Here is a 25,103-nt window from a genome sequence, read left to right on the forward strand (position 1 = left end):
ATTAAGAGAAGGTTGGTGATTAAATGAAAAATTTAAAATTAAAAAGAAGAGGGCTTTCTCTTATAGAATTAGTTGTGGCACTATCCTTAATAGCAATAATATTAATGATAGTTGCACCTTTCTTTATTTCAAATTATGTAACTTTAGATAAGACAAGCAATCAAATAGATTTTCAAAGGGAAGCTAAGGCCATAATGAATTATTTTACTGATTCAGCTATGGAAGCATCTAATATAGAAAGCTTAACTAATGTTAAAAATGAGGTTCTTTCAAATAATAATTATACTGAGAGTTTAAAAAAGAACTCTTTGAAATCAAAAGATGGCTACCTTAAACTAACTTTTAATAATAGTGAAAATAAAAATGAACATATAACATTTATACTAAAAGATAGATCATTATATATGAAGAAGAAAGATTCAGAAGAGGTTAAAATAGGAGATTTAGTTAGTAGCATTGAATTAACCTCTTTAACAGAAGAATCAACACAAGGTAAAGAAGAAATCAATAATTTTAAAAATGCTAATGCTATTAAAATTGAAATTACATTTGATACTAGAAAGAATACACCATATAAGGTAAGCAATATATTAACCTTTAGAAATAAAAATTAAGTTTGGATGGAGGTGAGTGAAATGAATTTATTAAAAAATAAAAGAAGAGTAAATTTTGCTATTATAAGTTTATTATTAGTTTTTAGTATGGCTGGAATGGTTGCATATGGAATTGTGTTTAATGATCCTAAATTTAATATTAAGATAAATAAATCTGAGGATGTTATTGTTTCTGAAAATGGTACAGGAACAGTTAATATAAATGATGGAGATAGTGTTAATGTTAGTTATAATATAGAACCACAAAAACTTTCTATTGAAGAAAAGCCAATTGATGCTGTTGTTATAGTCGATACATCTCAAACTAACGGTAATAATATCCCTACTGTAAAAGCTGCTGTAACAAAATTTGCAAATGATTTTATTACTGGACCTAACAGAAGATTGGGTATAGTAGAATATAATGGTTCTGCAAGTATTGTTAGAGAATTAAATAGTAGCAAATACACTAATGTTATTGAAGAGTATGAAAAAGATGCAAATCATCTGGGAACTAATACTGGTGATGCTTTAAGGTTAGCTAAGTCAATGTTAACCAAAGAGAAAAATAATAACAAAAAGGTTATTATAATTATGACAAATGGATTTGCCAATGCATATACAGGAAGATTTTTCAGAAGTGAAGAAGATTACAGTAATATTAAAAATAAAGAAGATTTTTGGATGAGTAACTATAATAATAATAAAGATATAGAAAACCATGATATTAATAAAGATAATATTATTAGTAGTTTTGGAAGTAGTTATTACCATGGGGATATAGTTTTTGATAATACCGGAATACAGTATGATGGTGTTAATACTTATTTATCTGAAAGATATTTTTATTTAGGTGATGATGAAATAAATAATAGAATGTGGTTTAGTCAAAAGGATAAAAATGCAAATTTTAATACTAGTCTAGGTAATTGGAATAAGTTAATTATGTCTAATTATTATGAACAGAGATATTTGGGAAAAATTTTTAAAAGTATGAATTCTTATATACAGGATATTAATAATATAATTGAAGATAATTATATTTTAAGTTTGAATGATTATAATATATATATATTAAATGAAAAAATTAAAAAGATTAATAGAGATTTAGATAAGTTAAATAATTTATTTTCGGAAAATATAAATAAATTAAAAATAGCAAATACAAAGTACTATTACGATTACCATAATTATTATTCAATAGATAATTTAAATTATAAGATAAATAGTTTAGAGAAATTTTTAAATTATATAAATAAATCAGAGGAATTTTATATAAATGCACGTAATGTAAAAAGTAATAATAATTTAAAAAATTATAAAGAGCTTGGAAATGCAACCTTTACAGGAACTCAATACTTTAATAATATTTTAGGACAAATATATTCATGTTATATGGCAAAGGAAGTTGCTGATTCTGGAATAACAATGTACCCTATGTTTTTTGGTGGTGTTAATGAAATAAAAAATAAGGATTTAATAGGATTAAAAGATGGACAAGTAAAAGAATTAGAGTTAAATGGGCACAAAGAAAAAGTACAAAAATGTGGAGATATAAGTTCAGATTCAGGAATTTTGATAAAATCTGACGGAGAATTTAAATTAGGAAAGAATACAAATAAAGGATACTCTAGATATGGTACTGTATATCAATTAGCTGAATTTGGTGATGCAACTAAAAACATATTAATAGGAAATAATAGTTCAGAATCCCTTGAAAAGAAGTTTAATGAAGCTTTAAATATGGTAGAATCAGAAGTTACAGTAAAAACAATACTAGATTTTAATAAGCTGCCAAAAGGAGTAAGTATTGATGATATAAAAGTAGTTGGAGGAGATAAAGTTAGCATTAAGAATATAGGCAATGGAAAATATCAATTAACAATAACCTATAAAAAAGGCAAAAATAATGATTTTAATGCTAATAACTTTAATATTGAAGTTACATATAAAGCTCTTAATGATACGGGAAATATTATAAAGCAGGATGTAGAGGCAAAGATTATAAATAGTGAAAATAATAATGAAATAGCTAAATTTCCAAAGATAACTTTTAATATAGGGCAAAGAGTAACAACTATTGATATAAATGATTCTAGAGGAAAGGTTGGAAATACATATAACTCTTCTAAGAATAATATTAATGTTGGAAAGTCTACAGAAGCAACAGAGATATTTGGACAAGGTTATGCTGATATAAAAGTTAAGGGAATAGGTGATAAGAAAAAAGAATATTATTTTAAATATAATTTTGTTGATGAAGATAATAATTCAATTAAAAGTGGAACGCTACCTTTACATTCAGACGGTAACATAATAAATACTAGTGATGTAGATATAGGTAAAGAAGGAAATCTAAACGCTATGTTTTATGAGAACTTAATTTCAGACACTGATAAAACAGAAAAGACATGGACTGATAGAAATAAGTTATTTCAAAAGTCAAAAGGAAAATCTGAAATTTTACCAGCTACTATTTCAAGAGATAGGAACTTAAATAGCATATTTTTTGATTCATATAATCATATGGGTATTCCTTTAGGCTCCAATTATGTAGAAATAAATAAATATTGGGGATATATACAGCCTGAAGAGAGTGGTTGGTATATATTAGGAGCTTATGCAGATGATGGTGTAAGAGCATGGATAACAACTGATAATAAAAAAATAGACTTTACTAATAATGAGTGGGGAATAGATTTAGCTGGATATCCAGGTAGTGATCAAGGATTTGATAAGGGAATTGTATATTTAAAATCTAATTTCTCTCCACATAGACCAACTTATTATAGTAGCTTTGAACCAGTGTATTTAGATAAAAATATGTATTATCCTATATATGTTGAGTATTATAACTATGGTGGGAGTGGAGCTTTTGAGTTGAATTACAACTATTATGGTGATACTGAACCTAAAGATATAAGAAAAACTAATGAGCAAATTAATTATATTATTAAAAATTATAATAATGATTATATGTTGAAATATAAGCTTGAAGATTATAATAATCAGTTAGGTAAGTTTAAAGAAAATATAAAATTTATGGAAAATGGAAGTGGATTTAAATTTTATCCTTCAAAAAATACTACTCCTGGAGAAATTGCAAGTGCAACATTTTCTGGAGAGCATAACTTAATGCTACCATTTAGTAAAAAACCTTATAAAATCACTTATGAAGTTATAGAAAAATCAAATAATAATGAAAAAAGTGTTTTAAAAGGAGAGTATGGGTATTTTAAAAATAATGAAATATTTGAAGCTACTATAAGTAGTGATGAAAATATTTATCCTGGAAAGGAATTTACATTGAATTATAATATAACTCCAAAAGAAATACCTTTTAATGAGGGAGATAAGGAAAGTATATCTGTTAATTCTATAAATATAACAGGAAAACTACCAGATGATATTAAATTAGTAACTGATGATGTAGAAAATAGTGAATATAAAATATATAAGAACGAAGATTCTAAGTTTACAATATCATTTAAAAAACCTATGAATTTTAAACATAATGGTTCAAAATATGTATTTGATGGAAGAGATAAAAAAATATCAATACCTATTAAGGTTAAGACGAGTTATAATATAAGACCTAATAAAGATGGTATTAATATAAATCCAGCTGAAAATATATTAAGTTATAAATGTGGAGATAGCGATGAGTTAATTACTCAATATTTTAATGGTAAATTAGATATTAAAAATAATCCTTCAACAATAGAAAGTATAGGACTATTAGATTATGACAATAAAACAAATAAATCAATTATAAATGAAACTGCTAATAATATTGCTGGGGGAATACCTAGTAAAGTAGCAGTAGAAGTTGATGCAAAATCTCCAGAAACTTCAGTAATATTAAAGATTGATAAAGGAACAATAAACGATAAAACATTAAAATTATATGAGGTAGATGAAAATAATAATATTATTAGTACAAAAATTGATATAGGAGAAAATAATATTAAAACAGATGATGATGGAAAGTCAATTAAGATTAATTTAAATAATATTCTTAATAAAAATAATTTTGTTGAGAAAAAGTATGTTATTGTTTCTGAAATAACTACTCCAAAAGTAGAAACTAAAGAGAATCCACAGAGTTTAAATGTAACTGCGAGCATTGAAAATAATCCAAATAGCACTAAGAATAAAGAATTTATTTCTGGAGAAATGCCAGATGTATTTTAAACTAAAAGAAAAATAAGATCACATAACTTAATTTGTGGTCTTATTTTTGTATTTATTAATAAATTTTAGAGCATAATATATTTAATTATTAAAAACTTAAAAAGAAAATTAAGAGAGAAGTGCCTTTAGTATTGTTTAATCAAGTAAATTTTATTTATAAGTATGAAGAATGGCTAAATATCTTACTACAAAAGACTAGGATTATAAATAATATGTAAGATATATATAATAAAATAAAAAATGTATGTATTAATATTAAAAGTACTACTAATAAGAATATAGTACATTATGAATGAGATTATGAATTATTTTATTCAATTATTATAAATAATGCAAGAAAAAAATCAATTATGAACTTTTGAAATTAATTTTCTGCATTTTATTGACAAGCTTTCTTTCATAGATTATAATTAATAAAAATTAAACAAAACGGAATATAAATAAACTCGTATAAGCTTTGAATAAGGCAAGGCGTTTCTACCGGAAACCTTAAATTTCCGTCTATGAGTGAATTTGATATACTATAGGTGTACTATAAGCATATTAACTTCACTTGGGAGTTATTATGCTTTTTTTTGAAAACAAAATTTCGTTTTCTATGTATATTTGCAAGTTTACTTTCAAAAATGAGCGGGATTTAAAAAGGTGGAAATACGGAAAAACATTTAATTGTACGTAAATAACTTAAAGATAGTGTGTGGAGGCGATAGTATGGCAAGAATATTAAAAACAGCATATACATTTGATGATGTATTACTAGTACCAAACAAATCAGAGGTCCTACCTAATGAGGTTTCTTTAAAAACTCAATTAACTAAAAAAATTCAATTAAACATTCCATTAATGAGTGCAAGTATGGATACAGTTACTGAATCTAAAATGGCAATAGCTATGGCTAGAGAAGGTGGAATAGGAATAATCCATAAAAACATGACAATAGAAGATCAAGCAAGAGAAGTTGATAGAGTAAAAAGACAAGAAAATGGAGTAATAACAGATCCAATATTCTTATCAGAAGATCACACAGTAAGAGAAGCTTTAGATTTAATGGCTCAATACAGAATTTCAGGAGTTCCTGTAACAAGAGAAGGAAAACTAGTTGGAATCATAACAAACAGAGACATAGTATTTGAAACAAACTACGATAAAAAAGTTTCAGAAGTTATGACAAAAAGTCCATTAGTTACTGCGAAGGAAGGAACTACATTAACTGAAGCATTAGAAATATTAAAGCAACATAAAATAGAAAAGCTTCCTTTAGTTGATGATGAAAATAATCTAAAAGGACTTATAACTATAAAAGATATAGAAAAAGCTAAAGCTTTCCCAAATGCAGCTAAAGATGAAAAAGGAAGACTTTTATGTGGAGCTTCAATCGGTGTAACTAATGACATGATGGAAAGAGTAGATGCAGTAGTTAAAGCAAAGGTTGACGTTATTGTTTTAGATACAGCTCATGGTCATTCAAAAGGAGTTATTGAAGGAGTTAAGAGAATAAAAGCTAAATATCCTGAACTTCAAGTAATAGCTGGTAACATAGCTACACCAGAGGCTGTAAGAGATTTAGCAGAAGCAGGTGCAGATTGTGTTAAAGTAGGTATAGGACCTGGATCAATATGTACTACAAGAATAGTTGCAGGTGTTGGGGTTCCTCAATTAACAGCAGTTATGGATTGTGCTGAAGAAGGTAAAAAGCTAGGAATACCAGTAATAGCTGACGGTGGATTAAAATATTCAGGAGATATAGTTAAGGCTTTAGCAGCTGGAGCATGTGCAGCTATGATGGGATCAATCTTTGCAGGATGTGAAGAAGCACCAGGAGCTATAGAAATATATCAAGGTAGAAGCTACAAAGTTTACAGAGGAATGGGTTCACTTGGAGCTATGGCTAAAGGATCAAGTGATAGATATTTCCAAAATGGTACTAAGAAATTCGTTCCAGAAGGTGTAGAAGGAAGAATTGCTTACAAAGGACATTTAGCAGATACTATCTACCAACTAATAGGTGGAATAAAATCAGGAATGGGTTACTTAGGAGCACCAACTTTAGAAAATTTATATGAAAATGCTAATTTTGTTGTTCAAACTTCAGCAGGATTTAGAGAAAGTCACCCTCATGATATAAACATAACTAAGGAAGCACCAAACTACAGTGTTAACCAATAATTAGATTAAAAGCTTCAGCAAAATGTTGAAATATATCTTATAAGTTTTAACATTTTGTTGAGTATACTTTATACATAAACGGAAAATGAAATTGTGGAGGAAAGCAAATGAGAGATTTAGTTTTAGTTGTCGACTTTGGTGGACAATATAATCAATTAATAGCTAGAAGAGTTAGAGAATGTGGAGTTTATTGCGAAATAATACCTTACACATATAGTATAGAAAAAATAAAAGAAAAGAATCCAAAGGGAATAATATTCACTGGTGGACCAAACTCAGTTTATGGAGAAAACACTCCTACATTAGACAAAGAAATATTTAACTTAAATGTTCCTGTATTAGGAATATGCTATGGAGATCAATTAATGGCACATCTTTTAGGTGGAAAAGTTGATACTGCTCCAGTAAGAGAATATGGAAAAACTAATGTAACTTTAGATAATTCATCAAAATTATTTGCTGGAATAGAAGCAGATGAAACTTGTTGGATGAGTCACACTGATTACATAGCAGAAGCACCAGAAGGATTCAAAATCATAGCTCATACAGATGTTTGTCCAGTAGCGGCTATGGAAAACGAAGAAAGAAGACTTTATGGAGTTCAATTCCATCCAGAAGTTGAGCACACTCCATTTGGTCAAAACATGATGAGAAATTTCCTTTACAATATATGTGGATTAGAAAATTCTTGGTCAATGGCTTCTTTCGCAGAAGAAAAAATAGCTGAAATCAAGAAAATAGTTGGAGATAAAAAATTAATATGTGCATTATCAGGTGGAGTTGATTCATCAGTTGCAGCTGTTATGGTTCATAAGGCTGTAGGTAAGCAGTTAACTTGTATCTTTGTTGACCACGGTCTATTAAGAAAAGATGAGGGAGATCAAGTAGAAAAAATCTTCAAAGAAGGTTTTGATATGAACCTTATCAGAGTTAACGCTCAAGATAGATTCTTAGGTAAATTAAAAGGAGTTTCAGATCCAGAAACTAAGAGAAAGATAATCGGAGAAGAATTCATAAGAGTATTTGAAGAAGAAGCTGGAAAATTAGGAGATATTAAATTCTTAGTTCAAGGAACAATTTATCCAGACGTTGTTGAAAGTGGAACAGATACTTCAGCAGTAATTAAGAGTCACCACAATGTTGGAGGACTTCCAGAAGATATGGAATTCTCATTAATAGAGCCATTAAGAGAATTATTCAAAGATGAAGTAAGAGCTGTAGGAGAAGAATTAGGAATTCCTCACCACTTAGTATGGAGACAGCCATTCCCAGGACCAGGCTTAGCTATAAGAGTTCTAGGAGAAGTAACTGAAGATAAATTAGAAGTTGTTAGAGAAGCTGACGCTATATTCAGAGAAGAAATAGCTTTAGCAGGTCTTGAAAGTGAAATATGGCAATACTTCGCAGTATTACCTAACATTCAATCAGTTGGTGTTATGGGAGACGAAAGAACTTACTGCCACACTGTAGGATTAAGAGCAGTTACATCATCAGACGGAATGACTTCAAACTGGGCTCATATACCATATGAAGTTATAGATAAAGTATCAAGAAGGATTGTAAATGAAGTTAAGGGAGTTAACAGAATTGTTTATGATGTAACTTCAAAACCACCAGCAACTATCGAGTGGGAATAATATAAATAATTAATTCAGATAGGTATTAATCCTATCTGAATTTTAATATAATTTATCTGGTTAAAAATTCTTAATAGGTCTAAATCAGATAAAATTTAAGTATCCAAACTAATCAAAAGATATATAAATTTTTATTACGGATAAATAGGCAGTCATTTTAGTATGATTGTCTATTTATCTTGTTATAATCAATAAAAATATATGCTTTTTTATTAGATTATAAAGGGGCTTTAATAATATTTTGTGGATAATTTAGAGTTTTAATTTTGGTGGATAATTTTATATTTATAAATTACTTATAATTTAAAATAAAAAAGTAGCTATGAAATTTCATAGCTACTTTTGTTTTATATAAATGTTTTATTTTGCTGATTTCTTTTGTAAAGCTTGGAATAAAGCTATTACTCCAATTGCTACAATTATTAAAACTATAAATACTGAAAATCCTTGTGAATATCCAGCAAATCCTGATCTGTTTAGGAATGATGCCATTACAGGAGGTATTAAGAATCCACCTAAAGCACCTAATCCACCAATCCATCCTGAAGCTCCACCCATTGCCTCTGGAACTGCATTAGGAACTATTTTAAATACTGCTGCGTTTGCAACTCCCATACCAATAGCAAGTAAGATTATACCTATTATTGCTAAAGTCATAGTTGAAGCAAAAGTCATACAAATTGCACCTATAAGTGCTATTCCTAGAGAAACTATAGTAGTTATTTCTCCACCATTTTTATCAGCAACTTTTCCACCATATATTCTAGTTAATGAAGTTAATATAGAATATAAAGCTGTTAAAAGACCTGCAACTTTCATATTTAATCCGAAATAAGTCATCCAGTAGTTAGGGAACCAACCTGTTAATGCTAAGAATCCACCAAAAGTTGTGAAATAGATAAATACTAAAGCCCAAGTTTTCCATGACTTAGCTGATATTAAAAGTGTTTCACTTGCTTTTCCCTTAGGGAATAATTCTTGACCATACTCTTTTGATGCTATTTCCTTAGCTTCATCTTTATTTATTCCTTTGTCAACAAGTTGGAAGTACCAAGCATTTTGACCTATTTTTATGTAAATTACAGTACCAACTATTAAGAATATTAACCAAGCTAAGTAAGAACCAGGTAATCCTAATAGAGGAAGTGCTAAGTTTGGAATTAATAATGCAAATATTCCAGGTGCTAAGTTACCAACACCACCATATATTCCTAAAGCTACACCTTGTTTGCTTTTTGGGAACCAATATGATGCTTGGCTGACACCAACAGAGAATGTTGCTATACCACATCCAGATAATAGTCCAAGTGCAAATAATAAATAATAATATTGATTTAAATTATTGCTAAAGAAAGCTAATACTACGTATAAACCACCCATACCTATTATTGATAAAAGTAGTAAAACTATAAGGGGCTTTCTCCCACCAGTTGTATCAACCCATGCTGAAAAAGGTATTCTAAGTAAAGAACCTGACAGGTTAGGGGCTGCAATAAGTAATGCTAGTAATACTGGATTAAGGTTTACGAAGGCTTCTTTAAATACTGCAGAAGTTGGTCCGTAAAGAGAAACTGCTGCAAAACCTATGAAGAAACCTAAAGTAGCTCCTGTTAATCCACGATTTGGATTACCTTTAAGATTTAAGTTTTTCATCTCATTCACTCCGTTTTTTCTTTGATTGTTAATTTTTTAACTCTAAAATTTATAATTATCTAATAAATACTTTGCAAGTATATCATCAAACAAGAGAATAAACTGTAACTTTTATCACGAAAGTAAAAATATTTTTATAGGAACAAATTATTAAAATTGCATATTATATATATTATTATCTTTAAAATTAATAATTTAATACATATTAGGCATATATTTAAAATAACTTATTATTTATAGTTAAGATTTATTGATTGTAATTAATAATCTTTTTGAGAAAATATTTATAATGAAAAAATAATTTTACAATATTGCAAAATTATTGGAAATAATTTAAAATACAAATAATATAATTTTAAAAGACGTGTGTTTTTCTATGATATACACTTGAATTTTTGATAAAGTAATTATATATTAAGGTTTATTTTGATAATTTATTAATTAAAATATTTACTTACAAGTAAATTATAAGTTATATAAGTGTTAACATGAAAACAAAGAAAAATACGTAATAAAATTTTATTTTAAAAATCACAGTAAATGTATGTTATTGTAGCAAGATTTTTCATATGGGGCATTTTAAATTTGTTACGTAACAGCAATAAATATATTAAAAGGGGGCAGATTAAATGAAAAGAAAATTAGTTGTATTATTAACAGCGGGGTTAGCGGCTTCAATGTTATTTGTAGCATGTGGAGGCGGAGCTAACAATACAGCTCAAGGAAATGGTAATAGTTCAGAATCAGGAGGAACTACTAAGGATTTATCAAAGCCAGAGAGAATAGAGGCGTCAAATCCTAGTGCACTTCCAGATGCTGCAAAAAATAGAACTGATACTTTAATAGTAGGGACTACAGATCCAAAGGGTGAATTTGTACCAATATATTCTTCTACTCTTTATGATTCATGGGTTAACAAGTTAGTATTTGATGGATTGATTACTAATAATGAAAAGGGAGAACCAATTCCAAATGTAGCAGAAAGTTATGAAGTTTCTGAAGATGGAAAAACTTATACATTTAAATTAAATAAGGGTATTAAATTTACTAATGGTCAAGAATTAACAGCAAAGGATGTAGCATTTACATTTACTTCTATTTGTGATCCAGGATATGATGGACCAAGAATGGATGCTGTAAATAATTTAGTTGGATATGAAGAGTACAATAAGGGTGATGCTAGTAGTGTTGAAGGTATAAAGGTTATTGATGATTATACAATATCATTCACTAACAAGAATACTGATGCAGCTGGTATATGGAATTTTGAATATGGAATTATGCCTGAAAGTGTTTATAAATTTGAAAAAGGAAACTTCCAAGCTGTTAAGGATAAATTATTAGAGCCAGTAGGTTCAGGTGCTTATAAATTTGTTCACTTTAAACCAGGACAAGAAGTTAAGTTTGAAAAAAATGCTGATTACTGGAAAGGGGAGCCGAAGATTCCTTATATAGTAATGAAAGTTACAAATGCACAAACATTACTACAAGAATTAATGGCTGGAACAGTTGATATAGATAGAGTTGGTGCTAAACCAGAAAATATAGATCCATTAAAACAAGCTGGATTCTTAAATTTAGATTTATATATGCAAAATGGTTATGGATATATAGGGCTTAACTATGGAAGTGATAAAGTTAAGGATCCTAAAGTAAGACAAGCGTTACTTTATGGATTAAATAGAGAAGGATTCATGCAATCTTATTACCAAGGATATGGTCAAGTTTATAATTCACATATTCTTCCTACTTCATGGGCATATAACCCAGATGTTCCTAAGTATGAATATAATCCAGAAAAAGCTAATCAATTACTTGATGAAGCAGGTTGGAAAGATACAAATGGAAATGGAGTTAGAGATAAGGATGGAGTTGAATTAGAACTTCAATGGTTAACTTATACTGGTTCTAAATATGTTGATGCTTTAATCCCAATAGTTCAACAATCTTGGGAACAAATTGGTGTTAAGGTTACTCCAGAATTAATGGAATTTGGAACAATGATGGATAAAGTTAATAACAGAGAATATGATATATTCAATGGTGCTTGGAATCTTTCAATAGATCCAGATCCATCAGGAATATTTGCAATCTCTCAAGATGTACCAGGCGGATTTAATAATATTGGATGGAGAAATGAAGAAGCAGATAAGTTATTAAAAGAAGGTAAAGGAACAACAAATCAAGAGGAGAGAAAGAAAGCTTATGCTGAATGGCAATTAAAATTCTCTGAAGATGTACCTTATATTCTTCTTGGAAATGCACAAGAAATGTTTGCATCAAATTCAAGAGTTAAAGGATACAACCCTTCAACTTATATAGATTGGACTCACGATGTTTATAAACTTGAATTAGATAACAATAAATAAAATTTAAAATAAATTAAGAAATTAGCCTGGACAAAAAATCCAGGCTAATTTTGAAAAATGGGGGGAACAGCAATATGCTACAGTATATCACTAGAAGAATACTATTAATAATACCGACTATTGTTGGTGTATCATTAGTACTTTTCTTCATATTTGCTATGGCTCCAGGAGATGCTATTACAGCAAATATGGATCCAAATATGAGTGTAGAAACAAAACAAGCAATAAGAGAGAAATATCATTTAGATGAGCCAAAAACAACGCAGTACATGTATTGGTTAAAAGGCGTTGTAACAGAAGGGTCTTTAGGAGAATCTTTTTACTATAAAAGACCAGTTTCAGAAGTAATGAAAGATTTTATACCAAATTCCTTTATTTTAGGAGCGGCATCACTAATTTTGGGGCTTATAATTGCGGTGCCAATAGGTATAGTTTCAGCAACAAAGCAATATTCATTCTTTGATAAATTTTTTACGGTATTTGCCCTTATGGGAATATCAATGCCATCATTTTTCTTTGGACTTATATTAATTAAATATTTAGGAGTTCAACTTAATTTATTTCCAATATCGGGTATGACTACTCCAGGAAGTGCATATACAGGAATGCAATATGTTCTAGACGTATTAAAACATATGATTTTACCACTTATAGTTTTAACTCTTGGAAGTGTAGGTGGATGGATGAGATACACAAGATCAAGTATGCTTGAGGTAGTTAGACAAGATTATATAAGAACTGCAAGAGCAAAAGGATTAAAAGAGAAGGTAGTTATATATAAACATGCTTTAAGAAATGCACTTATACCAGTTGTAACACTATTAGGAATGTCAATTCCAGGATTATTCTCAGGTGCTACATTAACAGAAAAAATCTTTAACTGGCCAGGAATAGGTCCAGTACAGTTAAGTGCAGTTAATAACAGAGATTATTATCTACTTATGGGTATAAACCTTACTTTAGCTATATTGGTTTTAATAGGAAACTTACTTGCTGATATTATATATGCATTAGTAGATCCAAGAATAAGGCTTAAGTAGGAGGTGCTTTTTATATGCAAACAGAATTAAATAAAGAAGTTAAAGTGAAAAAAGAGAAAATAGAAAGCCCTTGGACTGTAGCTTTTAAAAGACTGAAAAAAAACAAGCTAGCTTTAGGTGGCTTATTTATATTGTTGGTCTTAGTTTTAATTTCAATATTAGGACCAATGTTATATCCACATGATCATTTAACAATAGATCTAGTAAGAACTAATCAACCTCCATCAGCTCAGCATTGGCTAGGAACTGATGAATCAGGAAGAGATGTTTTAGCTAGACTTATGTACGGGGGAAGATATTCACTTTCAATAGGTATAGTTGCGGTAGGAATTTCTATAATTATAGGAACAACTTTAGGTATATTAGCAGGATATTATGGTGGCTTTGTAGATAGTTTAATAATGAGAATTGTTGACGTATTTATGTGTTTCCCATTCTTATCATTATTAATAATGGTATCTGCTATAATGTCAGATTTAAAAATACCACCAGAGTATAGAATTTTCGTAGTTATGTTTATTATCGGGGCATTGAGTTGGACTGGTACCTGTCGTATGGTTAGAGGTATGGTCTTATCTTTAAGAGAACAAGAATTTATGCAAGCGGCAGAAGCCTTAGGACTATCAGATGCTAGAAAAATGTTTTTACACTTATTACCTAATACATTGGCAGTTATTATAGTTTCAGCTACATTAGGAATTGGTGGAGCTATATTAACAGAATCATCTTTAAGTTTCTTAGGTCTTGGAGTTACACCTCCTACACCAACTTGGGGTAATATGATACAGACAGCTCAAGATTATTATACATTAACAAATAGATGGTGGTTATGGATACCTCCAGGAGTATGTATATTCTTAACTGTTATATCTATAAATATTTTTGGAGATGGATTAAGAGATGCTCTAGATCCTAAGCTAAAGGTCTAAGGGGGCGAGTGTAATGGGAAAAACATTAGTAGAATTTAAAAATCTTGAAACTCACTTTCATACAGGTGAGGGAATTGTTAAAGCTGTAAATAACGTTAGTTTTAAAATAAAAGAAGGAGAGACAGTTTGTGTAGTTGGAGAATCTGGATGTGGAAAATCTGTTACTGCCATGTCTCTTATGAGATTAATACCTAGTCCTCCTGGAAAAATAGTTGGAGGAGAAATTCTTTTTGAGGGAAAAGATGTTTTAAAGTTCACAGAGCAAGAACTTATGGATATGAGAGGAAATGATATATCAGTTATCTTCCAAGAGCCTATGACATCATTAAACCCAGTATTTAAAATAGGAGATCAAATTTGTGAAGCAATAATTCTTCATCAGCATTTATCAAAAGAAGAAGCAGAAAAGAAAGCGATAGAAGTTTTAAAAATAATTGGTATAGCTAGAGCAGAAGAAATAATGAAATCTTATCCTCACGAATTATCAGGGGGAATGAGACAAAGAATTATGATTGCTATGGCAGTTTGTTGTAATCCTAAGCTTTTAATAGCTGACGAGCCTACAACTGCCCTTGATGTTACAATTCAAGCACAAATTCTAGATCTTATGAGAGATATTAAAGAGAAATTAAATACATCAATATTATTAATAACACATGACTTAGGAGTAGTTGCTGAGATGGCGGACTATGTTGTTGTAATGTATGCTGGTAAGGTTATTGAGGAAGCTCCAGTTTTAGAGTTATTTAAAAACCCTCTTCATCCATATACACAAGGGTTACTTAAATCTAAGCCATCAGTTAATGGAAATGAAACTAGACTTTATTCAATACCAGGACAAGTTCCTAATCCAGTAGGTATGCCTGATAATTGTTACTTCAATGAGAGATGTGATAGATGTATGGAAAAATGTAAGGATGTTCAACCTACTCTTATTGATGTAGGAAATAGACACAAAGTTTCATGCTGGTTATATAAGGAGGGAAAGTAGATGGCAGATAATACAGTTTTAAAAGTTGAAAATTTGAAAAAATACTTTCCGATTAAAGCAGGAGTTTTTTCTAAGACAGTTGGCAATGTAAAAGCTGTTGATGGAGTAAGTTTTACTATAGATAAGGGTGAAACTTTAGGACTAGTTGGAGAATCAGGTTGTGGAAAATCAACAACAGGAAGAGCAATTTTAAGATTATTTGAAAAAACAGATGGAAATGTATATTTTGAAGGAAAAGATATTTTTGCTCTTAAAAAGAAAGAACTTAGAGATTTAAGACCAAAAATGCAAATGATATTCCAAGATCCATATTCATCATTAAACCCTAGATTATCAGTAGACTCTTTAGTAGGAGAGGCTCTTTTAAGTCATAAATTATGTAGTAAAGAAGAATTACCTGAAAGAGTAGCTCAAACTATAGAAAGATGTGGACTTGCTAGATATCATATGAAAAGATATCCACATGAATTCTCAGGTGGACAAAGACAAAGAATAGGTATAGCAAGAGCCTTAATTTTAAATCCAAGTTTTATAGTTGCAGATGAACCAGTTTCAGCACTTGATGTTTCTATACAATCACAGATTGTAAACTTAATGATGGATTTACAAGAAGAGATGGGATTTTCATATCTTTTCATATCTCATGATTTAAGTATAGTAAAGCATATTTGTCATAAAATAGGTGTAATGTACTTAGGTAGCTTAGTTGAATTAGCTCCTAAAAATGAACTTTATGATAATCCATTACATCCATATACAAAGGCATTATTATCAGCAGTTCCAATACCAGATCCTACAATTAAGAGGGAGAGAATAATATTAAAGGGTGATATTCCTTCACCAGCTAATCCACCAAGTGGATGTAAGTTCCATACTAGATGTCCATATGCTATGGATAAATGCAAGAAGGAAGCTCCAGAATATAAGTGTGTTGGAAAAGATCACTTTGTAGCATGTCACTTAGTTTAATTAAAATTGAGTTTTATTTATTAAAATGTAAAAATTGAATTAAAAAATTAAATTTTATGTAGTGTAGGGGATTAAATTCTCCTACACTATAACTATATATAATAAAATTTCATTAAATATATAAAAAGTTCTATATTGTATTGTAATCCATAAATAATAAATGATAAAATATTAACGTGTGGTAAACAGGGGGAATTAAGTTTGTTTTGGTTTAAAGATGAAATAACTAGAAGAAAAGAAAAAGAAGAATATGAGAAATTAATGGAAGAAGTTAAAAATAAAGAAAAGCCAACTTTTAAGGATTTGGTTGCTATAATGTTAGCGCAATACGCAATAATACTTCCAATGGTTTTTGGAGGCTTAATTATTTTTGCGATTATATTATATATATTAATGGCGTGGTTAAAATAAATTTATAAACGCTAATGGAGGTAGTAATAATGAAAAAAGGATTAGTTGTTGATTTATCAAAAGCAGCTCCATATTTAAAATCTCACGAAGTTGCTTACATGCAAGAAACTATAAACCAAGCACACAATAAATTACATAATGGAACAGGTGCAGGAAATGACTTCTTAGGATGGGTTGACCTACCAGTTAATTATGATAAAGATGAGTTTGCTAGAATAAAAGAAGCTGCTAAGAAAATACAAAGTGATTCAGATGTATTAGTTGTTATAGGAATAGGTGGTTCTTACTTAGGAGCAAGAGCTGCTATAGAAATGTTAACTAATAACTTCTATAATTATGTATCAAAAGATAAGAGAAAAACTCCAGCTATATTCTACGCAGGAAATAACATAAGCTCAAGCTACATGGCTGATTTATTAAAAGCTATTGATGGATTAGATGTAAGCTTAAATGTTATATCAAAATCAGGTACTACTACAGAACCTGCTATAGCTTTCAGAATCTTAAAAGATTACATGGAAAAGAAATACGGAAAAGAAGAAGCTAAGAAGAGAATATATGCTACAACAGATGCTAAGAAAGGTGCTTTAAAAACTTTAGCTGATGCTGAAGGATATGAAACTTTCGTAATACCAGATGATGTTGGAGGAAGATTCTCAGTATTAACAGCAGTTGGATTATTACCAATAGCTGCAGCTGGAATAAACATAGATGAAATGATGGAAGGAGCTGCTGATGCTAGAGAAGAATATGCTAATCCTTCATTAGCTGATAACGAATGTTACAAATATGCAGCTGCTAGAAATGCTTTATACAATAAAGGTAAAGCTATAGAAATATTAGTTAACTATGAGCCATCAGTTCATTACTTCAATGAATGGTGGAAACAATTATATGGAGAATCAGAAGGAAAAGACAACAAAGGATTATTCCCAGCTGCTGTTGATTTCTCAACTGATTTACACTCAATGGGACAATACATCCAAGAAGGTAGAAGAGATATCTTCGAAACAGTTATTAATGTAGGATCTCCAAGAGAAGAAATAGTAATCGAAGCTAACGATGAAAACATAGATGGATTAAACTTCTTAGCTGGAAAAACTATGGACTATGTTAACAAACAAGCATTCAGAGGAACTTTACTTGCTCACAATGATGGAGAAGTTCCAAACGTAGTTGTTAATGTTCCAGAATTAACTCCATACTACTTCGGAAGATTAGTTTACTTCTTCGAAAAAGCTTGTGGAATCAGTGGATATGTTTTAGGAATAAATCCATTTGACCAACCAGGTGTTGAAGCTTACAAGAAAAACATGTTTGCTTTACTTGGAAAACCAGGCTTTGAAGATTTAAAAGCTGAGTTAGAAGAAAGATTAAAATAATATAAATTTAATTATAAAAAGGAGCTCTTTTTAGAGCTTCTTTTTTGTTTTAAGAGTATAATTTTATTAATATATAAATTATTTATTATTGTAAGAATATTAGTAAATTAATGAAAATGTGTATAATTTTATTAATGGATAATTATTTAATATTCAAAAAAAGATAATAGAGAATATATTATGGGAGGATTATAAAGGTGAAAATAATTATTGATGGTGATGGATGTGCAGGAAGAGATATAATTGAAAAAGTTGCTAAAAAGCATTCAGTAAAAATATTAATTTATTGCACAATAAATCATATGATAAATTCAGATTACTCTGAGGTGAGAATGGTTGATGGTGGATTTCAAAGCGTAGATATGTATGTGGCTAATAATACTGATAAAAATGATATTGTAATAACTCAAGATTATGGAGTAGCAGCTATGGCTTTAGGAAAAGGAGCGTTAGCCATAAGCCCTAGAGGGTATATTTATGATAATGATAATGTTGATAGATTACTTTTTGAAAGACATTTAAGTCAAAAAAATAGAAGAGCTGGTGGAAAATCAAAAGGAAATCATAAAAGAAATAAAGAAGATGATGATAGACTTTATTATAATTTAGAAGTTTTGATAGAAAAGGTAAAGACTATTTTAAATTAGATATAATAAAACAAGGTTTGGAAAATTAGAAAATAAACTTTGTAGAATTAGAAAATAAATTTAAAAAATAATATATATACTATTAATTAAGGTATATTAAAAAAAGAAATCTCAGAGTGGCTGAGATTTCTTTAATGGTTTGATTATATGGATATAATAAAATTAGGAGATTTACAGTGTTAAGTAACACTACCTATATTATAGACAGTTTTAAACTTTTTATACATTTTATAAAAGCAGAAAAAATGTAGAAATAGAGTGTTTTATGGCAAGAAAAATAGAAAATATTTACATAAAAACAGAAGTATAATATAATTTATTTATCTATAGTGTTTCGGGTTTTAGGGGGAGTGATTATGGGAGAATTACTTTTAGAGTTAGATACGAGAGATATAATAGAAGATAATAGTCCGGTTAACATAAAAATAGTAAATAATACTCATGATAATTTAAGGTATAAAATCTTAACAGGAAAGGATGGAATTTGGGAAACTTTAAGGGAATTTGAAAAAGGAAATGAATTTATCTGGAATCCTAAAGAAGATGGAGAGTATATGATTATGGTTCAAGGAAGAAAAGAGAATTCAACTAAGCCTTTTGATTATAAAGTTACTCAGAGTGTTAATGTGAAAAGAAGAGTTGATGGGCTTCAAAATGAAATAAATAAAGATGAAATTAAAGAAGAAAAATTAATAAAAGGAATCTATCTCAATAAAGATGTATTTAATGTTGGAGAGAAGGCAGAATTAAAGGTTGACAGTAACAATGAAAATATTATGTATAGATACTTTATAAGTGGAAAGAACGGATGGCAACTTATAAAAGATTATACACTAGAAAATAAATTAAATTATACTATTAATGAAAGTGGTCAATTTGAGTTTTTAATTGAATGTAAAAAAACAAGTTCAACTAATACAGCAGATGATTATGCCACAGTTATATTTACATCAAAAGAATTCGTGAAGCCTGAAATAATTAATTTTATCAATTTAAGTGAAAAATTAATAGTAAACTCAGAGCTTACTTTTGAAGTGGAAGCAAATTTTGAAGATGAAAGAACAGCACTATATAAGTTTGTAAAAATTTCACCTGATGGAAGTAGAACTTGCATTCAAGATTTTTCATCAAATCGTATAGTAACTTTTAAAGAATTTAAAGAGGGAAGATATAAACTTTTATGTTTAATAAGAGATATGTATTCTAATAAGGAATTTGATGATAGAGCCGTTATGGTATATGATATAAAACCATATGAACCATTACAATTAAGAAGTTTTACTACAGATTTAAGTTCACCTCAAGAAAAAGGAGAGGTAATAGAGGTAAAAGCTGTTATTGATGGAGGAAGTGATATCCTTTATAGATTTAAAATAGATGGAGAAATATCTGAAGATACAGGCTATACAAGAAATAGCACTTTAAAATGGAATGCTAAAAAAGAAGGAAATTATAGAATAACTCTTTGGGCTAAGGATGAATCATTTATTGGAGATTATGAAGTAGAATCAAAATTAGATTATAAAATAGAAAAAAAGGTTAAAAAGCCAATAAAAATAACAGAATTAATATTTGATAGAGATAAGACTCCTATAATTAATGAAGTAATAAAACTTAGGGTTAGTGCAGAGGGTGGTACTGACTTAAAGTATTCCTTCTTAATAATTAAGGATGGTAAAACCATAGAAAGTATTGATTTTGGAAGTAACAATTGGGTAGAATTTATTCCAAATGAAAAAGGAAATTATCAGCTTGATGTAAGAGTAAAAGATAAATATTCAACAAAAGAATATGATGTGCATACTGTATTAAATTTTAAAGTTAGGGAGTATGCAGAAGGGAAAATTGATCATATATTAGTTCCAGCTAAGGAATATTTTTTAGTTGGAGATGATATTGATATTGAAGTAATAGTTCAAAATACTAGACAAGTAAAGGTTAAGTATGTTACTAAAGTAAATGGACAAGTAGTAGAAGAAACTGATTATGTAAAAAATAAGAGGTTTAAAGTTACACCAAAATGTCCAGGAAAATACACAATTGATATATTTGCTAGAAATATTAAATGTAAAGAGGGATTTGATTCAAGAAGAGAAGTAAGATTTTATGTTAGTGAAGCTTTACCTATTACAGATACTAAAATAAGTGCTTCTGATAAGGTGTTTAAAATTAATGAGGAAATAAATTTTTCTACAAAATGTGAAGGTGGAAGTAGAGTTTGCTATGAATATTATATAATGATTAATGGAAACTGGTCTTTAGTTCAAAAATATAGTAGAAAGAGTTATTATTCTTTTAGGCCATATGTACCAGGAAAGTATAAGGTTTTAGTATTAACTAAAAGTTATTATAAAAAATGTGCTTATGAGGACTATGATACTTTTGAGTTTAAGGTAGAATAAAATATTAAAGTTTAATATATAATTAGGACTTTATTTTATATAATATTGATTTGAAAATAAGCTTTTAAGACTAATATTAAGTTGGTTTTTAAATTATTTAAAATTAATATTTACTTAAAATAGAGTCTTATTTATTTTTATAGTTTTAATAAGTTGTAATTAGTTAAACTTTGCTTTATACTAACCACAGATATAAATGTGATTTTTTACGAAGGAGTGATTAGTTAGTGGAAAGATTGGATAAGGTTTTATCAAACTTAGGATACGGAACGAGAAAAGAAATAAAGCAAGTTGTTAAAAAAGGTTTTGTAACAGTTAATGATGAGAAAGTTAAGGATAGCGGACTTCAAATAGATCCTGAGAAAGATACAATAGTTATAAATGGGGAAAAAGTAGAGTATAAAAAGTACATATATTTAATGATGAATAAGCCAGCTGGAGTAATTTCAGCAACTTATGATAAGAGAGATGAAACTGTTATTGATTTATTATATATGGAAGATCAAGTTTTTGAACCATTTCCAGTAGGAAGACTTGATAAAGATACAGTAGGATTATTACTATTAACTAATGATGGTGATTTAAATCATAAATTAATTTCACCTAAATATCATGTTGATAAGGTTTATTATGCAGAAATAAATGCTCCTATAACAGAAAAAGATATTAAAGCTTTCGAAAATGGTGTAACTTTAGATGATGGATATAAGTGTATGAGTGCAAAGCTTAAGGTTATAGAAAATTTAGAGGATTCATCTAGAGTAGAAGTTACAGTTCAAGAGGGTAAATATCATCAAGTAAAAAGAATGTTTGAGGCTAGAGGGAAAAAGGTTGTTTATTTAAAAAGAACTTCTTTTGGTAATCTTCCACTTGATGAAAGTTTAGAAGAAGGCGAATATAAAGAGCTTTCAGAAAGTGAATTAGCGGTACTTTACAAAAATTTTTAAAAATTTAAATAGTAATGATTGTAAAGGGAAAATTCATGTAGGAAAACTTGCAAAAAAAATATTAGATTACTTGCAATTTAAGTAAACATCTAATATAATAGTTGTGCGAGGATAAATAAAAGGAATAAATAGCCCCCTTTTTATTTATTGCTTATTGCTGAAACGCAACCTAGCCCCAAGGGTTGCGTTTTTTTATTTTATAATAATGCAATAAAAAATGCATTTTAGACAAACTATTGAAATAATATATTCAAATTATAAAGAGTTGATACTTTAAAGTATCAACTCTTTTTCTTTATAATATGTTCTAAATAAATACTGACATATAGATATAGCATATATAAGCATTTTTTTAATATTTATTATAAAAATACTATTGATTTAAGAATTAAAAATATATTTTTCATAAATATAATTAGATTTATTCTTAATATTATGTAATATTTTTCTAAAATAAATATGAACTAAGTTATTTTTTTTATAGTTGATGAATATAAATATAAAGTTAAATTAGATTTATTATGTTAAGACTATTAAAAAGGGGGGGAACAGTATGAGGAAAACTAAAAGCGTATTTTTATGTGCACTTTTAGCAACATTAGCTTTTATGCCAGCTAAAGATAATATTGTATTTGCTAAAGAAAAGGCCGGCGTTACTATTGATGTAGTGGAAGAAAAGAATAATTTGTTTAATGAAAAAATTATTTGGGAACCAGGAAATTTAGAAGAAAGCTCAATAAAAATATCTAATAATTTAAGTGAAGATATAGTTATAAAAACTCTAAATTTTCATGATGAAAAACTCTTAGACTATGTAAATTCTTCATATATTGATGAGGTGGATGAAAGGTATAAATATTTTTTGGAAAATGCATTTATTACTGTAAAAGACAGTGATGATCTGATTTTTCAAGGAACTCTTGAAGAGGTTTTTTCAGAAGGAAATATTAAATTAAAAGATGGAATAAATGTAGAGTCTAATAATAGTAAACTTATAGATTTAGAAGTAAAGATTTCTAATGACTTAGATAATAGAGGACAAGGCATACAAAATGCATTTAGTCTAAGTATTCAATATGAATATGAGGATGAAATAAATAATGGAAGTGGAAACTTACCAAATACAGGGGGCTTTAGCAATAACAATTTTATGGTTTTTGGAGTTTTAGCTTTAGGTATAGGAGCATCAATATTAAAGTTACCTCAAAAAAAGGAGGAGATTTAATATGAAAACCGTTAAGATGAGAAGAATAATTTCATTGGTATTAGCTATAGGAATAACAGGAGGTTTAGGAAGTTTAGCCTATTTTTCGGATAAAGAAAACGTAAACGGTGATTTAAAGTTAACTTTAGGAACTTTAAGTTCTGAGGCTACAAAAACAGTTAAAATAGAGAAAATGGATATAGAAGTTCCTGTTAGTGATACTTTTATAATAACTAATAATGGAACTCTAAATCAAAGAATGACATTAAATTTTAAAAATTCATCAATAGGAAATGATGGACTAGAGAAAATAAAGTATTCATTAAGTTTTGAAAGTAGCGAAAATAGAGATATACAAGGATATGGAAATGGAGAAGAGACATTACTTTCACTATTTAATAAAAATATTCAATTATTAGATGCAGAGGGGAATGAAGTAGTTTTAAATGATGGTGAAGTTTTAACTGCTACATTAACATTAAATATGCAAAGAGATATGCCAGAGAATTATTCTAATGCAGAATTTAAATTTGATTTAAATATAGGGTATACTCAGGAAAATAGTAAATAGTAGAGGAGGAGTTTAAGTGATTAGTAAGAATAAAATTATAGCATTAATTTTAGGAGTTTCACTTGCTTCAAGTGCTACTTATGGAAGTTATGCTTATTTTAGTGGAGAGTATTCAGTAAAAAATACGGTTAAAATAGTTGAGTTAGATCCTAAGGAAAGTCCTTTTGAAATTTCAAAGATAAGCACTAGAGAAAACTCTCTTGTATTAGAGTTTTCTAAAAAAGTCTTCTACAGTGGAGAGAATATAAATAGTGATATTGTTGGAAGTGAAACTTTTTTAGATAATGTTGAAATTTCAATAGAGGGAAAGGAAATTATAATAAGTAAAAAGGATGGAGAATTTTTAATTCCTGTTGGAATAGAAAATAATTTGCCAAGTATAAAATTAAATAGTAATTTTGAAGATAGATTTGGTAAGGATTTAGAAGAAATAACTTTATACTTATATGAAGATTCTAATGGAAACATCACATGGAGTTTAACTAATGATCAAAATGGTAATAAAGAAAGTCAATCTAATAATGAGATTAAGGGAGATGAAGGGGTTAAACCTAATAGCGAGGTTAAAGATGAGGGTGTAAATCAACCTAATAATGAAGTTAAAGAAGAATCTTCAATAGAAAATTCTAATAATGAAGGTGAAAACCTTGAGACTCCCAAAAGTGGAGATGAAAATACTACACCTGTAGAAGGAGAGAATTTACCTAAGGAAGAAAATTTAGAGCAAGAAAATATTCATGAAAATGAGCTGAATAAATCCTTAGGAGAGGGAGAAGTTTCAAATAATCTTACTAATATTAATTAAGAAAAAATATATGAAATAAATTAAAGAGGTAAATTTAAAAGATTATATTTAAAGTAAGAGTATTATATTTGAAATAAATGGTCACATTTTATAATGTGGCCATTTATTTTTTATTAATCATGTAAAAGAATAATATGTTTGATAGAATATAATATATAGATTTATATGGTATAATAAAGTTTAGTTTTATTGT

Annotated in this window: 18 protein-coding genes and 1 riboswitch; of the genes, 17 read left to right on the forward strand and 1 reads right to left on the reverse strand. The window is 28.5% G+C overall.

Annotated features, from left to right (window positions below; all coding sequences use genetic code 11):
* Positions 1-23: 23 nt before the first annotated feature.
* From ACYUCG_RS12795 to guaA, 4 genes are all read left to right on the forward strand, one after another.
* Positions 24-614, forward strand: a complete 591-nt coding sequence (locus ACYUCG_RS12795; protein ID WP_460268726.1) for a PilW family protein — start codon at positions 24-26, stop codon at positions 612-614.
* Between the two features lie 21 nt (positions 615-635).
* Positions 636-4,787 (forward strand): VWA domain-containing protein, encoded by a 4,152-nt coding sequence (locus ACYUCG_RS12800; protein WP_460268727.1) that lies wholly within the window; start codon positions 636-638, stop codon positions 4,785-4,787.
* A 426-nt stretch (positions 4,788-5,213) separates the two neighbouring features.
* Positions 5,214-5,311: riboswitch (purine riboswitch) on the forward strand.
* A gap of 187 nt (positions 5,312-5,498) precedes the next feature.
* Complete coding sequence (guaB, locus tag ACYUCG_RS12805; RefSeq protein ID WP_003454518.1) at positions 5,499-6,953, forward strand: IMP dehydrogenase; 1,455 nt, start codon at positions 5,499-5,501, stop codon at positions 6,951-6,953.
* Positions 6,954-7,060: 107 nt separating this feature from the next.
* Complete coding sequence (gene guaA / locus ACYUCG_RS12810) at positions 7,061-8,590, forward strand: glutamine-hydrolyzing GMP synthase (protein WP_003460104.1); 1,530 nt, start codon at positions 7,061-7,063, stop codon at positions 8,588-8,590.
* Between the two features lie 360 nt (positions 8,591-8,950).
* Here the strand turns inward: guaA and ACYUCG_RS12815 are convergent, their stop codons facing one another.
* Positions 8,951-10,243 (reverse strand): MFS transporter, encoded by a 1,293-nt coding sequence (locus ACYUCG_RS12815; RefSeq protein WP_139934089.1) that lies wholly within the window; start codon positions 10,241-10,243, stop codon positions 8,951-8,953.
* A 629-nt stretch (positions 10,244-10,872) separates the two neighbouring features.
* Between ACYUCG_RS12815 and ACYUCG_RS12820 the strand changes: the two genes are divergently transcribed.
* The 13 genes from ACYUCG_RS12820 to ACYUCG_RS12880 all read left to right on the forward strand — a co-directional run bounded on the left by ACYUCG_RS12820 (position 10,873) and on the right by ACYUCG_RS12880 (position 24,910).
* Positions 10,873-12,612, forward strand: a complete 1,740-nt coding sequence (locus ACYUCG_RS12820) for an ABC transporter substrate-binding protein (protein WP_460268728.1) — start codon at positions 10,873-10,875, stop codon at positions 12,610-12,612.
* A gap of 74 nt (positions 12,613-12,686) precedes the next feature.
* Positions 12,687-13,652: an ABC transporter permease gene (locus ACYUCG_RS12825; protein WP_003454494.1), complete on the forward strand. Its 966-nt coding sequence runs from the start codon at positions 12,687-12,689 to the stop codon at positions 13,650-13,652.
* Between the two features lie 14 nt (positions 13,653-13,666).
* Complete coding sequence (opp4C, locus tag ACYUCG_RS12830; RefSeq protein ID WP_124045853.1) at positions 13,667-14,581, forward strand: oligopeptide ABC transporter permease; 915 nt, start codon at positions 13,667-13,669, stop codon at positions 14,579-14,581.
* A 13-nt stretch (positions 14,582-14,594) separates the two neighbouring features.
* Positions 14,595-15,572 carry an ABC transporter ATP-binding protein gene (locus tag ACYUCG_RS12835; protein ID WP_060794855.1) on the forward strand — a complete coding sequence of 326 codons (978 nt, stop codon included), beginning with the start codon at positions 14,595-14,597 and terminating at the stop codon, positions 15,570-15,572.
* Positions 15,573-16,541 (forward strand): ABC transporter ATP-binding protein, encoded by a 969-nt coding sequence (locus tag ACYUCG_RS12840; RefSeq protein ID WP_460268729.1) that lies wholly within the window; start codon positions 15,573-15,575, stop codon positions 16,539-16,541.
* 201 nt (positions 16,542-16,742) lie between these two features.
* Positions 16,743-16,952 (forward strand): hypothetical protein, encoded by a 210-nt coding sequence (locus ACYUCG_RS12845; RefSeq protein WP_003454512.1) that lies wholly within the window; start codon positions 16,743-16,745, stop codon positions 16,950-16,952.
* A gap of 29 nt (positions 16,953-16,981) precedes the next feature.
* Positions 16,982-18,334 (forward strand): glucose-6-phosphate isomerase, encoded by a 1,353-nt coding sequence (locus tag ACYUCG_RS12850; protein ID WP_460268730.1) that lies wholly within the window; start codon positions 16,982-16,984, stop codon positions 18,332-18,334.
* Between the two features lie 197 nt (positions 18,335-18,531).
* Positions 18,532-18,981 carry a YaiI/YqxD family protein gene (locus tag ACYUCG_RS12855; protein WP_460268731.1) on the forward strand — a complete coding sequence of 150 codons (450 nt, stop codon included), beginning with the start codon at positions 18,532-18,534 and terminating at the stop codon, positions 18,979-18,981.
* A gap of 356 nt (positions 18,982-19,337) precedes the next feature.
* Positions 19,338-21,383, forward strand: a complete 2,046-nt coding sequence (locus ACYUCG_RS12860; RefSeq protein WP_460268732.1) for a triple tyrosine motif-containing protein — start codon at positions 19,338-19,340, stop codon at positions 21,381-21,383.
* A gap of 227 nt (positions 21,384-21,610) precedes the next feature.
* Positions 21,611-22,330, forward strand: coding sequence for a pseudouridine synthase (locus tag ACYUCG_RS12865; RefSeq protein WP_003462288.1), 720 nt, complete (start codon positions 21,611-21,613; stop codon positions 22,328-22,330).
* 553 nt (positions 22,331-22,883) lie between these two features.
* Positions 22,884-23,555 (forward strand): LPXTG cell wall anchor domain-containing protein, encoded by a 672-nt coding sequence (locus tag ACYUCG_RS12870; RefSeq protein WP_460268733.1) that lies wholly within the window; start codon positions 22,884-22,886, stop codon positions 23,553-23,555.
* Between the two features lies 1 nt (position 23,556).
* Positions 23,557-24,105: a TasA family protein gene (locus ACYUCG_RS12875; RefSeq protein WP_415342210.1), complete on the forward strand. Its 549-nt coding sequence runs from the start codon at positions 23,557-23,559 to the stop codon at positions 24,103-24,105.
* A 16-nt stretch (positions 24,106-24,121) separates the two neighbouring features.
* Positions 24,122-24,910: a hypothetical protein gene (locus ACYUCG_RS12880; RefSeq protein ID WP_460268734.1), complete on the forward strand. Its 789-nt coding sequence runs from the start codon at positions 24,122-24,124 to the stop codon at positions 24,908-24,910.
* The last annotated feature ends 193 nt before the right edge of the window (positions 24,911-25,103 follow it).

This window comes from Clostridium sp. CTA-17 (genome assembly GCF_054767895.1).

What these genes read in the sequence shown, in the direction of transcription:
- ACYUCG_RS12795 (WP_460268726.1), top strand. Translation starts at nt 24, where the DNA reads ATGAAAAATTTAAAATTAAAAAGAAGAGGGCTTTCTCTTATAGAATTA.
- ACYUCG_RS12800 (WP_460268727.1), top strand. Translation starts at nt 636, where the DNA reads ATGAATTTATTAAAAAATAAAAGAAGAGTAAATTTTGCTATTATAAGT.
- guaB (WP_003454518.1), top strand. Translation starts at nt 5,499, where the DNA reads ATGGCAAGAATATTAAAAACAGCATATACATTTGATGATGTATTACTA.
- guaA (WP_003460104.1), top strand. Translation starts at nt 7,061, where the DNA reads ATGAGAGATTTAGTTTTAGTTGTCGACTTTGGTGGACAATATAATCAA.
- ACYUCG_RS12815 (WP_139934089.1), bottom strand. Translation starts at nt 10,243, where the DNA reads ATGAAAAACTTAAATCTTAAAGGTAATCCAAATCGTGGATTAACAGGA.
- ACYUCG_RS12820 (WP_460268728.1), top strand. Translation starts at nt 10,873, where the DNA reads ATGAAAAGAAAATTAGTTGTATTATTAACAGCGGGGTTAGCGGCTTCA.
- ACYUCG_RS12825 (WP_003454494.1), top strand. Translation starts at nt 12,687, where the DNA reads ATGCTACAGTATATCACTAGAAGAATACTATTAATAATACCGACTATT.
- opp4C (WP_124045853.1), top strand. Translation starts at nt 13,667, where the DNA reads ATGCAAACAGAATTAAATAAAGAAGTTAAAGTGAAAAAAGAGAAAATA.
- ACYUCG_RS12835 (WP_060794855.1), top strand. Translation starts at nt 14,595, where the DNA reads ATGGGAAAAACATTAGTAGAATTTAAAAATCTTGAAACTCACTTTCAT.
- ACYUCG_RS12840 (WP_460268729.1), top strand. Translation starts at nt 15,573, where the DNA reads ATGGCAGATAATACAGTTTTAAAAGTTGAAAATTTGAAAAAATACTTT.
- ACYUCG_RS12850 (WP_460268730.1), top strand. Translation starts at nt 16,982, where the DNA reads ATGAAAAAAGGATTAGTTGTTGATTTATCAAAAGCAGCTCCATATTTA.
- ACYUCG_RS12860 (WP_460268732.1), top strand. Translation starts at nt 19,338, where the DNA reads ATGGGAGAATTACTTTTAGAGTTAGATACGAGAGATATAATAGAAGAT.
- ACYUCG_RS12870 (WP_460268733.1), top strand. Translation starts at nt 22,884, where the DNA reads ATGAGGAAAACTAAAAGCGTATTTTTATGTGCACTTTTAGCAACATTA.
- ACYUCG_RS12875 (WP_415342210.1), top strand. Translation starts at nt 23,557, where the DNA reads ATGAAAACCGTTAAGATGAGAAGAATAATTTCATTGGTATTAGCTATA.